At 70.4% G+C, this 15,140-nt stretch carries 15 protein-coding genes and 1 pseudogene; 5 read left to right on the plus strand and 11 right to left on the minus strand.

The features are described from left to right. Positions 1 to 51: 51 nt before the first annotated feature. Positions 52 to 564 (plus strand): mycothiol transferase, encoded by a 513-nt coding sequence (locus tag AC3ANP_RS13395; protein ID WP_488330650.1) that lies wholly within the window; start codon positions 52 to 54, stop codon positions 562 to 564. 14 nt (positions 565 to 578) lie between these two features. Here AC3ANP_RS13395 and ggt read toward each other — a convergent pair whose 3' ends face one another. The 6 genes and pseudogenes from ggt to AC3ANP_RS13425 all read right to left on the minus strand — a co-directional run bounded on the left by ggt (position 579) and on the right by AC3ANP_RS13425 (position 6,056). Beyond that, positions 579 to 2,405: a gamma-glutamyltransferase gene (ggt, locus tag AC3ANP_RS13400; protein WP_488330651.1), complete on the minus strand. Its 1,827-nt coding sequence runs from the start codon at positions 2,403 to 2,405 to the stop codon at positions 579 to 581. Between the two features lie 99 nt (positions 2,406 to 2,504). Further along, positions 2,505 to 2,987, minus strand: a complete 483-nt coding sequence (locus AC3ANP_RS13405) for an NUDIX hydrolase (RefSeq protein WP_488330652.1) — start codon at positions 2,985 to 2,987, stop codon at positions 2,505 to 2,507. Between the two features lie 65 nt (positions 2,988 to 3,052). Then, a pseudogene (locus AC3ANP_RS13410) lies at positions 3,053 to 3,987 on the minus strand (hypothetical protein). A gap of 52 nt (positions 3,988 to 4,039) precedes the next feature. Further along, positions 4,040 to 4,543, minus strand: a complete 504-nt coding sequence (locus AC3ANP_RS13415) for a GNAT family N-acetyltransferase (protein ID WP_488330653.1) — start codon at positions 4,541 to 4,543, stop codon at positions 4,040 to 4,042. A gap of 200 nt (positions 4,544 to 4,743) precedes the next feature. After that, the gene (locus AC3ANP_RS13420; RefSeq protein WP_488330654.1) at positions 4,744 to 5,766 is read right to left on the minus strand and encodes an LLM class flavin-dependent oxidoreductase; all 1,023 of its coding nucleotides are present in this window, start codon (positions 5,764 to 5,766) and stop codon (positions 4,744 to 4,746) included. 29 nt (positions 5,767 to 5,795) lie between these two features. Next, positions 5,796 to 6,056: a hypothetical protein gene (locus tag AC3ANP_RS13425; protein WP_488330655.1), complete on the minus strand. Its 261-nt coding sequence runs from the start codon at positions 6,054 to 6,056 to the stop codon at positions 5,796 to 5,798. 87 nt (positions 6,057 to 6,143) lie between these two features. Between AC3ANP_RS13425 and hrpB the strand changes: the two genes are divergently transcribed. Then, complete coding sequence (hrpB, locus tag AC3ANP_RS13430; protein ID WP_488330656.1) at positions 6,144 to 8,852, plus strand: ATP-dependent helicase HrpB; 2,709 nt, start codon at positions 6,144 to 6,146, stop codon at positions 8,850 to 8,852. A 15-nt stretch (positions 8,853 to 8,867) separates the two neighbouring features. On the opposite strand, the gene AC3ANP_RS13435 is transcribed toward hrpB, so the two are convergent. Together AC3ANP_RS13435 and AC3ANP_RS13440 are read right to left on the minus strand one after the other, a co-directional pair. Next, positions 8,868 to 9,089: a hypothetical protein gene (locus AC3ANP_RS13435; RefSeq protein WP_488330657.1), complete on the minus strand. Its 222-nt coding sequence runs from the start codon at positions 9,087 to 9,089 to the stop codon at positions 8,868 to 8,870. Then, positions 9,073 to 9,852 carry an alpha/beta hydrolase family protein gene (locus AC3ANP_RS13440; RefSeq protein ID WP_488330658.1) on the minus strand — a complete coding sequence of 260 codons (780 nt, stop codon included), beginning with the start codon at positions 9,850 to 9,852 and terminating at the stop codon, positions 9,073 to 9,075. Before AC3ANP_RS13440 ends, AC3ANP_RS13435 begins: the two co-directional genes overlap by 17 nt. A 310-nt stretch (positions 9,853 to 10,162) precedes the next feature. Between AC3ANP_RS13440 and AC3ANP_RS13445 the strand changes: the two genes are divergently transcribed. Beyond that, positions 10,163 to 11,446, plus strand: coding sequence for a class I SAM-dependent methyltransferase (locus AC3ANP_RS13445; RefSeq protein WP_488330659.1), 1,284 nt, complete (start codon positions 10,163 to 10,165; stop codon positions 11,444 to 11,446). Between the two features lie 52 nt (positions 11,447 to 11,498). Next, entirely contained in the window at positions 11,499 to 12,521 is a 1,023-nt protein-coding gene (ligD, locus tag AC3ANP_RS13450) for a non-homologous end-joining DNA ligase (protein WP_488330660.1), read from the plus strand. A 32-nt stretch (positions 12,522 to 12,553) separates the two neighbouring features. Here the strand turns inward: ligD and AC3ANP_RS13455 are convergent, their stop codons facing one another. From AC3ANP_RS13455 to AC3ANP_RS13465, 3 genes are all read right to left on the minus strand, one after another. Next, positions 12,554 to 13,291, minus strand: a complete 738-nt coding sequence (locus AC3ANP_RS13455) for a CDP-alcohol phosphatidyltransferase family protein (protein ID WP_488330661.1) — start codon at positions 13,289 to 13,291, stop codon at positions 12,554 to 12,556. Positions 13,292 to 13,331: 40 nt separating this feature from the next. Beyond that, positions 13,332 to 13,781 (minus strand): cupredoxin domain-containing protein, encoded by a 450-nt coding sequence (locus AC3ANP_RS13460; RefSeq protein ID WP_488330662.1) that lies wholly within the window; start codon positions 13,779 to 13,781, stop codon positions 13,332 to 13,334. Positions 13,782 to 13,988: 207 nt separating this feature from the next. Next, positions 13,989 to 14,609: an L-threonylcarbamoyladenylate synthase gene (locus AC3ANP_RS13465; RefSeq protein ID WP_488330663.1), complete on the minus strand. Its 621-nt coding sequence runs from the start codon at positions 14,607 to 14,609 to the stop codon at positions 13,989 to 13,991. A gap of 208 nt (positions 14,610 to 14,817) precedes the next feature. Here AC3ANP_RS13465 and AC3ANP_RS13470 point away from each other — a divergent pair, with 208 nt between their 5' ends. Further along, on the plus strand, positions 14,818 to 15,135 hold the full coding sequence (locus tag AC3ANP_RS13470) for a DUF6457 domain-containing protein (protein WP_488330664.1): 318 nt from the start codon (positions 14,818 to 14,820) through the stop codon (positions 15,133 to 15,135). Positions 15,136 to 15,140 lie beyond the last annotated feature (5 nt).

Here is a 15,140-nt window from a genome sequence, read left to right on the forward strand (position 1 = left end):
CGGCTGTGCGAGCATGGGGTTCACGGGGGCGCAGGCCGAAAGGAAACCGACGTGAGGACAGCCACTCTGCTGCTGGATGCGTTTGACCGGATACGGCAAAGTGTCGCCGCCGTCCTGGACGGCGTGGACGCCGCGGCACTAACCCGCCGGCCGGGCGGCAATGGCAACTCTCCGGTCTGGCTTATCTGGCATCTGGGCCGGGTCGAGGATGCGCAGCTCGCCGCTGCCGCCGGCCGGGAGCAGGTCTGGACGTCGCAGGGCTTCGCCGACAGGTTCGGCCTCCCGTTATCCCCGCGCGACACCGGCTACGGCCACGATTCCGGCCAGGTCGACGCCGTACAGGCACCGCCGGAGCTCCTGCTGGCCTACTACGACGCCGTCCACCAGCAGACCGTCGAGTACCTGACCGGGCTGGGTGACGAGGACCTGGACCGGATCGTGGACACCCGGTGGGATCCGCCCGTCACCCTCGGCGTGCGGCTGGTCAGCACGATCGCCGACTGCCTCCAGCACGCAGGGCAGGCCGCGTACGTCAAGGGCCGGAATGCGGGCCGCCAGGACTAGCCGCGGGCCCGGAACTACCTGGACCGGCTGAGCACCATCGCCGAGCCGCCGCCGCGCCGGACCGGCTCCGCCGCAGCCGTCATCTTCCCGTCCGGACCGAACTCGATAGCGGTCGCGGCGCCGATCTCCGCGGCGGAGGTGAAGGCATCGCCGGACGGCGTGAACTGGTGTCCAAACGGCGTCAGCGAACTGCCGTACGTGGCGATAAATTCCGGCTCGGCCGTGACCTTGGCCGTGTTCCGCTGGGAGGCACGCGGGGCGGCAATCGCCTGGGAGATGGTCATGCCCAGATCCACGCGGTTCAGGATGGTCTGCAGGACCGTGGTGATGATCGTTGATCCGCCGGGCGAGCCGAGCGCCACGAACGGGTTCCCGTCCTTGAGGATAATGGTTGGCGCCATCGATGAGCGCGGACGTTTTCCGGGCTCGATCCGGTTCGGGTCCGCCGCGTCGTAGACGGTGGAGAAATCCGTCATCTCGTTGTTGAGCAGGAAGCCGCGGCCCGGGACCACCATGCCGGACCCGCCGGTCTGTTCGATCGTTAGCGTGTACTCGGCAACGTTTCCCCACTTGTCCGCGACCGTCAGATTCGTCGTAGAGATGTTTTCCGTGTCGTTCTCGTCGGCCGGCGGCGTAACGGTGGACGGGCACACGCCGTCGTACCCGTCCACGTTTCCCGGCGCGACCGGCTTGACCGCCGCCCGCTTCGGGTCGATCAGGCAGGCGCGTTCCTTGCCGAAAAGCGGATCTGTCAGTGCCTCCGTCGGCACGTCCACCTGCGCCGGGTCGCCCACGTACTTGGCGCGGTCGGCGAACGCGAGGGCGCTGGCTTCCAAATAGTGGTGCAGCGCGCCCGCTTTGGACATGCCGGACAGGTTGGACGGGTCCAGGATGTTCAGCGCCTCGCCGACCGTCGTACCGCCGCTGCTGGAGGGGGCCATGCCGTAGACGTCCAGGCCGCGGTAGTCCACGTGGGCGGGATCCTGGTCCAGTGCGCGGTAGCTGGCGAGGTCCGCCGTCGTCATAAACCCGGCCGGAACCGGCAGCGACGTTCCGGCAGCTTTCTGCGGTGCCCGGACGGTGGATGCGATCTCCGCCGCGAGCGGACCTGCATAGAACGCGTCCGTGCCCTGCTGGGCGAGGAGCCGGTATGTGGCGGCGAGATCGTGGTTTTGAAAGATGCTGCCGACGGCGGGGGCGTCGCCGCCCGGGAGGAAGAGCTTGGTGGTGGCGGGGAACGCGGCGAAGCGGGCCTTGTTGTCTAGGGTCTGTTGCCGGAACGTCGCGTCCACGACGAAGCCGCGGGTTGCGACCTTGATGGCTGGCTTCAGCGCCTCGCCGAGGTCCAGGCTTCCCCAGCGGTCCAGGGCGCGCTGCCAGGTAGCCGCCGTTCCGGGCACGCCGACGGCCACGCCGCTGGTGACCAGTTGCGGAGTGAAGGGATACGGCTTACCGGTGGCCGGGTCGATGAAGGCGTTGTGCGGCATCGCCGCCGGCGCCGTTTCGCGCCCGTCGATGGTGCCGACTTTGCCGCTCTTCGCGTCGTAGTAGACGAAGTAGCCGCCGCCGCCAATTCCGGCGCTGTACGGTTCGGTTACGCCCAGGGTCGCGGCGGCCGCGACGGCGGCGTCGGCAGCGTTGCCGCCTTTGCGGAGCACCTCGATCGCTGCGGCTGAAGCTTCCGGGTCCACCGTGCTGACGGCGCCGCCGTAGCCGGAAGCCGTCGGGGTTTTCTGGGTTTCACGCGGATCGGCGACGGCGGGGCTGGCGACCGCGCCGCCCGTCACGCTCAGGGCCAGTGCGGCCGTGACGGCGGACAGTCGGCGTCCTACAGAGTGCATGGTCGCTCCCGGGCTGGCTTAATTGAACTGAAGGTGCCCGCCACACTACTCGCGCCTTCTGTGACGTTCAATGTCTAACGCTTGTCACGTCTGTGAAAGTCACCTGCCGTGCGGCGCGTCCTGCAGGTGGCGGAGGAGCGCATCGAGCACCGGGACCTGCCCCCGGACCAGCCGCTGGCGTGCGTCCGGTTCGTCGACCCATTCCGCGGCGTCAATTTCCGGGAACTCGCGGACGACGCCCGAGCCCTTCGGCCATTCCAGTGGGAAGGTGTTGCTCACGATCCGCTCCGGGGCGAAGTCCGTTTCCGCCGCGAAGACGGTGACGACCTTCCCCGAGGCTTGCCGGAAACTGCCTAGCGGAAAGTAGTCGGCGGCCGGCGGCGGCGTGCCGATCTCCTCGGCGAACTCGCGGCGCGCTGCCGCCAGCGGGTCTTCCTCAGCGGTGTAGAGACCCTTAGGGATGGACCAGGCCGCGGCATGCTTACGGGCCCAGAACGGACCTCCCATATGGGCGATCCAGACTTGAAGCGGCGACTCGCCGCCTCTCCGGTAGAGCAGCAGTCCTGCGCTTTGAGTGCTCATGCGGTTCCTATCCACTTCCTATCCAGCGGCGGGCTCCGGCCGGTGCCCGGGGCGGTCCGGCTAATTTAACCGGTGTCTGCCCAGTCCAGCACCCGGAGGGCCCGGAGCGTATTCCAGCGGCTCGGGTGCCCGTCGCCGTCCTCCAAGGAAAAGTGGATCCGGCCCGCGTGGGTATTTTCCAGGACCCACGTACCGTCCGGCTGGCGTCTGGAGCGCACCAAGTCCAGCGCCTCGGCCAGCCTGGCATCCGGGGCGGCTCCGGTGGCGCGGAAATAGTCGAGGCCGCGCAGCACGTCGTAGTGCCAGCGGGCCGGGAAGGAGAACCGCAGCCAGGACGGGTCGATCAGTTCGCCGGACGATTTTCGGCGCAGTAGCCGGCGTTCGAGCAGGTAGTTCTCGCCGCGCTCCCGGGCCTGGGCCAGGCCGGGCGCAGTGCCGGCGGCCCTGGCGTACTCCAGCAGCCCCTCGAGGACGTTAATCGTCGTGTCGAAGGAAGACCGCGTGGAGCCCCTACGGCGTCACAGTTCCAGCCGCCGTCGTCGAGTTGCTCGTCCAGCAGCCGGGCGACCACACCGTCGACCGTTTCGCCGAAGTAGGCCCCAAGCGCGACCGTCATCCCATTGCTGCAGGGCTCCGTTTCGCCCGCGAAGAACGGCTGCCCGGCCTCCTCCCAGCGGCTCTGGGCCCGGACCCGTGCGACGGCGCCGCGGGCCGCGGCACTGCCGGGGTCGAGGCCGAAGTCGCGCAGCAACAACAGGGTGTAGGTGGTCGCCGTCCACGGCTGTCCGGCTTCCGTTCGGTCGAAGGGCGACGGATAGTACGTCCCGCCGTCCCACTGGCCGTCCGCGCCCTGCAGCGCCAGCAGTTCTGCGCCCCAGCCGCGGACCGCCACCGCGGCGCGTTCCGCGGCGACGTCGGCGTCCGGGGCGTCCGTGAGGTCTCGCAGGACCTGCCAGCGCAGGGCCGGGTCGGAATCGAGCAGCCAGGTGAGCACATCCATCCGCACAAGCTAGCACCGGCAGGCGGGGCCCGGAAGCCGCCGGCAGGGCCGCTTAGTCGAGTTCGTCGTCGGGCAGCCGGCGGAAATCGCGGGACAGGTAAAGCGCCAGGGCGGCCGAGTTTCCGCTGTCCACCGCGACGGCCACCCGGCGGTGGCCCAGGCTGTGCAGCATGTGCAGGCAGTGACCCAGCAGTTCTTCGGCGAGGCCCTGCCGGCGGTGGTCCGGGTGGGTGAACAGTTCCGCAATGACGGAGTCCCAGTCGCCCCCGGTGCCGGGGGCCGGTTCGGTGACGATGATGGCTGCGGCGAGTTGTCCGTCCGGCGCGGCCACGACGGCGGAGGCCTCCGGCACGTGCTGGCCCTCGGCGCCCTCGAGCAGGGCGTCGATCCACCCGACCGCGCGGTCTGGCGGCTGGGGCAGGCTGTCCGCGTAGGAATCCCGGTACATGGCGGCCAGCTCGGCGAGATCGGTGCTGCGGATTGGCCGGATGTCCGCTGCGGCGCGGTCGCCGTCGCTGGGTGTGGTGATTGCGGTCAGGATGATCAATGGATTCACGGCAACCCTGCTCTCTGATGACAGCGGCGACCCGGTCGGGAGTCCGTTCCAGCTTGCGCCCGGCATATTGCGTCGGCGTTTCCGGCCGGTGACATTCCGGCGACGGACAGGACGACGGGAGGTGAACGGAACTGTACCTGATCAGCCGGCGCCGGCACAGTGCCCGGGGGACCGGGCACCGTACGGTCCCCGCTCCGGGCTCAGCGCCAGCCGAGTTGCGGGGCCACGTCCTTGAGGATCGATTCGATGACGTGGACGTTGTACTCGACACCGAGCTGGTTCGGCACGGTCAACAGCAGCGTGTCCGCAGCCGCGATGGCCTGGTCCTCGGCCAGTTTCGCGGCCAGCTCGTCCGGGGCGCCCGCGTAGGACCGGCCAAAGACGGCTCGTGTTTTCTCGTCGATGTGGCCTACCTGGTCGGAGCTGCGGCGGTCGTGGCCAAAGTACTGCCAGTCGCGGTCCTCCGTGAGCGCAAAGATGCTGCGGCTCACCGAGACGCGCGGCTCCCGCTGGTGTCCCGCCTCCCGCCAGGCCTGCCGGTAAAGCTCAATCTGTTCGGCCTGCTGGACGTGGAAGGGCTTGCCGCTTTCGTCGTCCTTAAGCGTGGAGCTCTGCAGGTTCATGCCGAGCCGGGCCGCCCAGATGGCGGTGGCGTTCGAACCGGATCCCCACCAGATCCGTTCGCGCAGGCCCTCTGAATACGGCTCCACGCGGAGCAGGCCCGGCGGGTTCGGGAACATTGGGCGCGGGTTTGGCGCCGCGAAGCCTTCACCTTTGAGTACTTCGAGCAGACGCTCGGTGTGCCGGCGGCCCATGTCTGCGTCCGACTCACCGTCGGCGGGAGCGAAGCCGAAGTGCCGCCACCCGTCGATGACCTGCTCGGGTGAACCCCTGCTGATGCCCAGCTGCAGCCGGCCGCCGGCAATCAAGTCGGCCGCGCCGGCGTCCTCTGCCATATACAGCGGATTCTCGTAGCGCATGTCGATCACGCCGGTCCCGATCTCGATCCGGCGGGTCCGGGCCCCGATGGCGGCGAGCAGTGGGAACGGGGACGCGTACTGCTGGGCGAAGTGGTGGACCCGGAAATACGCGCCGTCAGCGCCCAGCTCCTCGGCCGCGACGGCGAGGTCGATCCCCTGCAATAAGGCGTCCGAGGCGGTCCGGGTGCCGGACTGCGGATGGTCGGTCCAGTGGCCGAAAGACAGAAATCCGATGTTCTTCACATCAACCTCCAACGTGGCGGCGGCTGCGGCTATTCCATGCCAGGGTGGACGCGGACGAACTCGATCCTGTTTCCCGCGTTGGCCTTTTTCGGGCTCCGGGAGAATCCCCTCGCGTCCAGGCGGTTCTGCGCACGGTACTCGGCGAGGGCCTCGTCGTACGCGGCATTCAACACCCGGCCCGGCAACTCGCGGGTGGAGCCGTCGGCGAAACTGACGGTTACCGGCACGCTCGCCGGGAAGTGACGGTTCATGCGGACAAATCCTTCGTCGTCCTGCCGCAGCTGGATCAAGGGGGCACCGCTCTTTCTTCAGGGGGAAGCTCCAGTCTCCCGCAGGCCGGGGCGGCCCGGCAAGTGAAGTACCGCGACAATGGAGTGGTGACCCCTCAGCCTTCCCGTCCCGCCCCGGCGCCAACCCGGCCGTTTGATCTCGGCACCATCGGCGCCGGACTGGCCTTTGCCGGATCACTCCCGACGCTGGCCGCCGCGCTGCGGGGCGGGGCCCCCGCCGGCACCGCAGTGGTGGAGGCGCCGCCGGGTACGGGCAAGACCACGCTGGTGCCGCCGTTGCTCGCCAACCTAGCCATGGCCGGCCCCAAGGAGCCCCACACCGGCACCGGCCCCGCCGCGGAAGACGCCACGCCGCGCATCATCGTGACCCAGCCGCGGCGGGTGGCCGCCCGTTCCGCAGCGCGCCGCCTGGCGGAACTCGACGGCAGCCCGCTGGGCGTCCGCGTCGGTTACACGGTTCGCGGCGAGCGCCGGGCCGGACCCGCAACCCTGATTGAATTCGTGACCCCCGGCGTCTTGCTGCGCCGCCTGCTCGCCGATCCCGGCCTGGAAGGCACGCAGGCTGTGGTCTTGGACGAGGTGCACGAACGCGGCCTGGAGACCGATCTGCTTCTGGGCATGCTCGCCGAGGTACGCCAGTTGCGCGGAGACCTTTCGCTGGTGGCCATGTCCGCGACCCTCGACGCCGCCCGTTTCGCCGCCCTGCTCGGAGACCACCCGCCCGCGGACACCCGGCCGGAGCAGCCCCGACGGGACGGTGACGCTCGGGTCGTTGGCTGCCCGTCGGCACTGTACCCGTTGGAGGTCCAGTGGAAACCCGCCGCGGGTCCCCGGCTCGACGCCCGCGGAGTGACCCCCGGCTTCCTGGACCACGTGGCGGACACCGCCGCGGACGCCCATGCGTCAGCGCTCGCCGCGGGGGAAGACTGCGACGCCCTGGTCTTTGTGCCGGGGGCCAGGGAAGTCGCCCGCGTGGCTGCCAGGCTGCGAGCCAGGGCCGGCGTCGAGGTATTGGAACTGCACGGCCAGGCCGATTCGGCCATGCAGGACCGTGCGGTGTCCGGCCGCGGCCCTGGCGAGCCGCCCCGGATTGTCGTCTCGACCGCGCTCGCCGAATCCTCGCTGACCGTGCCCGGCGTGCGGCTGGTGATCGATTCCGGCCTGGCCCGGGAGCCGCGGCGGGACGCGGGCCGCGGTATGACAGGACTGGTCACCGTGTCCTGCTCCAGGGCCTCGGCCGATCAGCGCGCCGGCCGGGCCGCCCGGCAAGGCCCGGGACGCGTGGTGCGCTGCTACGACCAGAAGAGCTATGGCGCCGCGCCGGCCCACCAGACCCCGGAGCTCGCGGTCGCCGACCTGACCACTGCTGCCCTGGTCCTGGCCTGCTGGGGTGCTCCGCGTGGCCGCGGTCTGGCCTTGCCGGACGCCCCGCCCGAGGCGGCGATGGACGACGCCGTCGAAGTTTTGCGCGAGCTCGGTGCGGTGGATCCCGGCGGCCTGGCTACCGGGCTGGGCAGGACCCTGGCGCGGATTCCCGCGGACCCGCGGCTGGCCCGCGCCCTGCTGGACGGGGCCGCCGTCGTAGGACACCGCACCGCTGCCGAAGCAGTCGCCGCGGTCGCCGGTGGCGAGCGCGCGCCCGGCGCGGACGTTGCCGCCCTCGTCGCGGCGCTGCGGTCCGGCCGGGACCCCGCCGGCCGCCGCTGGGCCGAGGACGTCCGGCGGATGGAGGGCCTGGCACGCAGCTCCGGACCGGCCCGTCCGGTGCCGGCGTACGGGGCGCCGCGGACAGCATCCGTGGCTGACGAGAGCATCGGCTTCGTCGTGGCCCTCGCCTTCCCGGACCGGGTGGCCCGTCGGGTCTCCGGGCCAGGCGAACGGTACTTGCTCACGTCCGGCACCCGTGCCGCCCTGCCGCGCGGAAGCCGGCTGGCCGGCCGTGAATGGTTGGCGGTCGCCGAAGTCTCACGCGCCGACGGCCAGGAGGCGGCCGGGACAGGCGCTGTCATCCGGTCGGCCGCGCCGCTGACGCCGGAGGCCGCGGAGGCCGCCGCCTCGCACCTGCTCACCGTGACGGTCGAGGCCTCATTTGGCAACGGGCGGGTGTCGGCCCGCCGCGAGCGCCGGCTTGGCGGGATTGTCCTGTCCTCGACGCCGGTGCGGCCATCCGCGGCGGAGGGGCGCGCGGCGGTGGCCCGCGCGCTGGCGCATGACGGGCTGCAGGTCATCGGCTGGTCTCCGGCCGCGGACGTGCTGCGGCGCCGGCTGGCCCTGCTGCGGCGGGAGCTGGGCGAACCGTGGCCCGACGTCTCCGAACCGGGCCTCCTGGCCCGGCTGGATGACTGGCTGGCGCCCGAACTCGATGCACTGGCCGGTGGCGCCCGCACCGGCAGCATTGGCCTGGCGGAGCCGCTGCGGCGGTTGCTGCCCTGGCCCGCTGCTGCCCGGCTGGGGGAGTTGGCACCGGAAGCGCTGCTGGTCCCCAGTGGTTCACGGGTCCGGGTGGATTATCCGCCCGTGGGCGAGGACGGCGGCCGCCCCGTGGTGGCAGTGAAGCTGCAGGAATGCTTCGGCTGGGACCGGACGCCCACGCTGGTGGATGGCCGTGTCCGGGTGCTCTTCCATCTGCTCTCGCCCGCCGGGCGGCCGCTGGCCGTGACCGATGACCTGGCGTCGTTCTGGTCCGGGCCGTACGCCCAGGTCCGGGCGGAAATGCGCGGCCGCTACCCGAAGCATCCGTGGCCGGAGGATCCTTGGTCGGCCCCGGCCACGGCCAAGGTCAAGAACAGGATGTGACCGCAGTATCCGCGCTTACCCCGCCTCGGCGCCGTCCCAGGCGACGTGGACCCAGCGCTGCCCCTCACCGTCCCAGGACTCGGAATGGCCCAGCAGCGCGAGATCCTCGAAGCTGACGTCGATTCCGTCGCGCGGGAGACCGTCCCGGAGTTCCCGGGTGGCCTCGCGGACTGCTGTCGCGACGGCGTCGGGGCTGTCGGACTCGACGCGGCGGGACGATTCATATGGTTTGGTCATGGGCACCATCTTTCAGGCTTGCGGCTGATATGGGAATAACCCTCCCGCCCCCGCCGGCCGGGGAGGGGCCGTGCAGCCGGATAAAGTCGGCCACCGGGCCGGCCAGTTCCGCCCCGATTTCCTCCTGCGGGAGCTTCCGGCTGGCTACGGCAAAGGAATGGTCCCCGCCTTCGCACCACTGCAGGGTGGCTGCCGGTCCGGTGCGCGCGACGACGGCCTCAAGGAGTTCGCGGGTGGCGAAGGTGTCCCGGCTGCCCTGCAGGAAGAGCATCGGCAGGGTCAGGCCGTACAGATGTTGGTCCCGGAGCTTGTCCGGTTTGCCCGGCGGGTGCAGCGGATAGCCCAGGTACACCAGACCCGCCGCGGGCATGCCCTCCGCGACGGCCATCGAGGCCATCCTGCCGCCGAAGGACTTGCCCGCAGCCCACACCGGTTCGCCCCCGGAGCGCGCCTGCGCTTCGGCGATCGCCGCACGCCAGGCAGCGATCGCAACCGGCGGCCGATCCGGGAACTTCCGGCCTGCCTCCCGGTACGGAAAGTTAAAGCGCAAGGTGGCGATGCCGGCGCCGTTCAGGGCCGCGGTGAAGCCGCAGAGGAACGGGTGGTCCATCCCGGTGCCGGCACCGTGGGCCACCACCAGGGTCGCGTCAGGGCAGTCCGGGCGGGCATATTCGCCCGAAACCACGGTCCCGCCAACGTCCAGCCGGACCGCCTCCTCAGCGGCAGCCACGCCGGCCCCGGACGGGATATGCTGCACCGGCATACCACGCCCGTCGTGTGGTGTTGAACCCGTCCGCCAGGGTCCCAGATGTCTCAGCCATGGAAGCCACCCTATTCAGCGGCCGCGAGGAGTTCCAGCGCCCGCCGTACGCTGGACACCGTTCGCTGCCCGCCGTGGCCTGGACGCCCCGGCCTGACTCCGACACCGAAGTCCGACACCGAAGTCCGACGCCGAAGTCCGACGCCGAAGTCCGACGCCGGCGGACGGGCGGGTTCCGGGACGTCCGGCCCCTGTCCCACCGGGCCACTTGCCCCTAGATTGGGCGTATCCGGGCCGGCCGGAGGGAGGGCCAGTGTCAAGAACTGTGGGAGCCGCGTCACGGCTGGCCGCTGCGCTCGGGGTGGTGCTCGGCACCGAAGACATTCCGTTGCGGCTCCGGGCCTGGGACGGTTCGGAGGCCGGGCCGGCGGGCGCGCCGCTGGTGGTCTTCCGCTCCCGCCGCGCGCTGCGCCGGATCCTTTGGTCACCCGGGCAGCTGGGCCTGAGCCGGGCTTACGTCGCCGGCGACATTGAGGCCGCGGGGGACATCTTCGGCACGTTCGTTGCGCTGAGTTCGGTCGGGAAGTTCGCCGAAGCCGGGCCGTTCCGGCGCCTGACCGGCCGGGAACTGCTGCGGTTGGCGGCCGCGGCCGTGCGGCTCGGCGCACTCGGGCCGAACCCGGCGCGACCGCCGGAGGAGTCCCGGGTGAGCCGCACCGGCCGGCGGCATTCCCGGCAGCGTGACGCCGCCGCCATTTCGCACCATTACGACGTCGGCAACCGGTTCTACGAGCTTGTGCTGGGGCGGACCCTCGTGTACTCCTGCGCCGTGTGGGCCGACCCGGACACGAGCCTCGACGCGGCTCAGGAAGCGAAACTGGACCTCGTCTGCCGGAAGCTCGGGCTGCGGGCCGGCATGCGGGTCCTGGACGTGGGCTGCGGCTGGGGAAGCTTCGCCCTGCACGCTGCCGGGCACTACGGCGTCGACGTCGTGGGCGTCACGCTGTCCGCCGAACAGGCCGAACTGGCACGCAAGCGGGTAGCGGACGCCGGCCTGACTGGGCACATCGAAATCCGCTGCCAGGACTACCGCGACGTGGACGACGAGCCGTACGACGCCATCAGTTCGATCGGCATGTCCGAGCACGTGGGCCGCGACCAGATCGACCACTATGCGGTGCGGCTGCACGGACTGCTGCGCCCCGGCGGCAGGCTCCTGAACCACGCCATCTCCTGGAACGCCGGACCAACCGCCCCGGATCCCCAGTCCTTCATTCCGCGCTACGTCTTCCCCGACGGGGAGATGCTCAGCCTGGCCGAGATGATCGGCGCCCTGGAGCGCGGCGGGCTTGAAGTGCTCGACGTCGAGGCTCTCCGCCCGCATTATGCCCTGACCCTGCGCGCCTGGGTACGGAATCTGGAGGGCCATTGGGACGAAGCCGTCCAGGCCAGCAGCCCTGGCCGCGCCCGGGTCTGGCGGCTGTACATGGCCGCCAGCGCGCTGGGCTTCGAAGCCGGCACCACCGGCGTGAACCAGGTCCTGGTGCAACGCCGCGGCGGCGCCGAACCTCCGCTGCGCAGGCACGACTGGGTTTAAGGGGCCCCGCCCGGTGCTTTCGCTGCGCCCTGCCGCCGGGTAGCTTGTCCTCATGGCGCGGGAAGAAACGATGGTCACCGTCGAAGGGCCCAAGGGCAGCAGGGAAGTCAGGATTTCCAGCCCCGGCCGGCTGCTGTGGCCGGCGGCGGGGCTCAGCAAGCTGGATCTGGTGCACTACCTGACCAGCGTCGGCGAGGCGTTCCTGGCCGCCAACGGCGGCCGCCCGGTGACCCTGCAGCGGTTCTCCGGCGACGTCGACGGCGACCAGTTCTTTTCGAAGAACCCGCCCAAGGGCGCGCCCGACTTCGTGCGGGCCGTGAACGTGGCTTACCCCAGCGGCCGGTCGCATCCACAGCTGGTGTTCGATGAATTGGCGGCCGCGGTCTGGGCGGTCCAGATGAACACCGTCGTGTTCCACCCCTGGGCGTCGAAGGCCGGTAACCCGGATAACCCGGACGAACTGCGGATTGACCTTGACCCGCAGCCAGGTACCGGCTTCCGCGACGCCGTGCCGGCAGCGCGGGAACTGCGCAACGTGCTGGCCGAGGCGGGGTTGACCGCCTTCATCAAGACCTCCGGCAACCGCGGCCTGCACGTCTTCGCACCGATCGAGCCGGCGCGTGAGTTCCTGGAGGTACGGCACGCGGTCATTGCCGCCGCGCGGGAGCTCGAGCGGCGGATGCCGGAGCAGGTCACCACCGCCTGGTGGAAGGAGGAACGCGGGCGCCGGGTGTTCGTTGACTTTAACCAGGCCAACCGTGACCGCACTATGGCGGGAGCCTACAGCCCCCGCGCGCTGCCCGCAGCCACGGTCTCCTGCCCGCTGGGCTGGGACGAGCTGGAGGGCGCCGACCCGGAGCAGTTCACCATCGCCACCGTGCCCGGCAGGCTCAAGGACAAGGGCGACCCGTGGGCCGGCATGCACGACGAACCCGGCTCGATCAGTGTCCTGCTTGAATGGTGGGACCGGGACCTCGCCGCCGGCCTTGGCGAACTGCCGTTTCCGCCGGATTTCCCGAAGATGCCCGGTGAACCACCGCGGGTGCAGCCCAGCCGCGCGCGGACCAAGGACTAGCGCCGGCGCCGGGTTGCTGCGCCGGCGCCGGGTTACTGCACCAGCTCCGGGCGGCGGAGCTCGGAGCGGTGCATCCGCTCAAGCGCGGCGGCGTCGCGGCCGAACGAAAACAACAGCAGCGCAAGCGCCGTCAGGAGAACGGCGGTGGCCGCGGCGGCCGGGGTTCCAGGCAGCAGGGCGAGGAGCAAGCCGGCGGGCTGACAGGCTCCGATCGCCTTACGGACGGGTGACGGCGGCAGCGACCTGCGCAGGGCCGGGCGGCAACGGCCCAGCACCGCAAAAACGTAGTACAGCAGGCCGATCAGCAGTGTCCAAGGACCCACGGCCGGGGCGGCCGCGGCGGACAGCACAAGCGTGAGCGCAGCATCGGTTTCGGTGTCCAGCCGGGCTCCGGCAGCGGACGCCGAGCCGGTCCGGCGCGCCACCTGACCGTCGACGGCGTCGAGGGCGAAGGCGGCGGACGCAAGGCTGATCAGGACCGGGCCCGGATCGTGGCGGCCCAGGACGCCGGTGACGGCCAGTACCCCGCAACACGCCACCAGCAGGGCCCGCAGCAGGGTGACGCGATCGGCTGGTGTGCATAACGGAGGTTCGCGGCGCAGGATGGAACCGGCAGCGAGGCCGAGGACGGCGCTCCCGGCGCCGACGGCCAGCAGCCCGGTCCAAGCCCCCGGCGCCGCCATCCACACCAGCCCGCAAGCCGAGGCCAGATAGACGGCGGCCGTGAGCGCCACATCGGCGGCCCCGTGGCGGGGGATTCTGTTTGGCATGGGCACCTCGCTCCCATGCTAGCAATCCCCGGGGGAGCGCTTATTTGACGGTCAAGGTACCGTGCATGTTGGCGTGATAAATGCAGTGGAAGGGGTAGGTTCCCGGCGTCGAGGGCGCCGTGAACGTCGCCGTACCGCCGCCGCCCTTAACCTCGACGCCGAACGCCGAGCCGGAATCAGCGGTGACCGTATGTTCGGCGCTGTCCATGTTGGTGACCCTGACCGTTGCCCCTGCGGGCACGACCAGCGGCGCGCCGTAGGCAAACCCACTGATGGTGATGCCCGGAGTGGCGCTGGCCGGCGCAGCCGAGCCGGTGGGGCTGCCTGACGCCGTTGCCGGGCCGCCGGAACCCATGCCCATGCTCCCTGTGGCTGTGGCTGGGGGAGCCGTGGCTGTGGCGGAGCCCCCGCCGCCGGCGGAGCAGCCTGCCGCGCCCACCAGGACCGTGGCCAGCAGCAGAGTCGTGACGCGTGCCTTCCCGGTATTCATGGTGCATCCCTTTCATTTTCGTTGCGTGCCGGACGGGACGGGCCGGGGCGGTGAAAATGCCCTGATTCAATTCTGCTCCCCGGCAGCGGAAATAGCGCCGGACCAACGGTTGCGGGCGCACTGCTGCTCTATCGGCGTGGCGCCGGTCTGAGGCTGGAGCGTTCCATCCGCTGGCTGGCCAGGTTGCCCTCGGGATCCGGGCTGACCCTACTCGAAACGGGACGGGTCGCCCATGCCGTGGCGGACAACTTCGGCGACGCCGCTGGAAAAATCAATGACTGTTGTCGGCTCCGCCCCGCAGTCCCCGGAGTCGATAACGGCGTCGACCACGTGGTCCAGCCGCTCCTTGATTTCCCAGCCCTGGGTCAGCGGCTCCTCCTCGTCCGGCAGCAGCAGGGTGCTGGAAAGTATCGGCTCACCAAGTTCGGCCAGCAACGCCTGCACCACCTTGTGGTCCGGAATCCGGACGCCCACCGTCTTCTTCTTGGGATGCAGCAGCCGGCGCGGGACCTCCTTGGTGGCCGGAAGGATGAAAGTGTAGCTGCCCGGAGTCACCGCCTTGATGCTGCGGAAGACATCGTTGTCAATCTGCACGAACTGGCCCAGCTGTGCAAAGTCCTTGCAGACCAGCGTGAAGTGATGCTTGTCGCTCAGGTGCCGGATGGCGCGGATCCTGTCCAGCGCGTCCCGGTTCCCCAGTTGGGCGCCGAGGGCATAGCAGGAGTCGGTGGGATAGGCGACCAGGCCGCCGGACTTCAGCTGGTCCACCGCCTGCGTGATGGAACGGGCCTGGGGGTTGTCCGGGTGCACATCGAAAAATCTCGCCATGGCTTGAGCATATTACGCCGGGCCGGACCACGGCGGCCGGTGGGCAGGGGGACACGGCAGCGCGCAAGGTTCCGGCCCGGAAACGGCTGGCCGGGACGCGGTACCCCTAGGCTTGGACCGGTGGTACCGCGGGGGACAGCCGGCGCGCACCGCCGCCGTATCGACATAACGGATCCACCACAGACGTACCGACACAGAGGAGCAGCACATGACTTTGCCCCGGGATGAAGACAACTCATTGCGGCACTGGAGCGCCCGGCTGATCCAGGCGCTGCAGATCCTCGACCTGGAGGTCGACCACGAAAAGATCGTCGAAGTTGCCGACGAGTCCGTGAAAGCCGTGGGGCCGCATGCGGATGTGATCAGCGCGTTCATCGTGGGCTATGCGGCGGGTACTGCCTCCACGCACGGCAGGAAAAGCAGCCAGGAAGCGGTGCACGCAGCGGCCAACAAGGTGATCGAGCTGTGCGAGCACGGTGAGGCCGGCGGCCCGGACGACGAAGGCTGGGCCAAGCGCGCCCAGTAGCCTTG

The organism is Arthrobacter sp. JB02-1C, assembly GCF_057748045.1.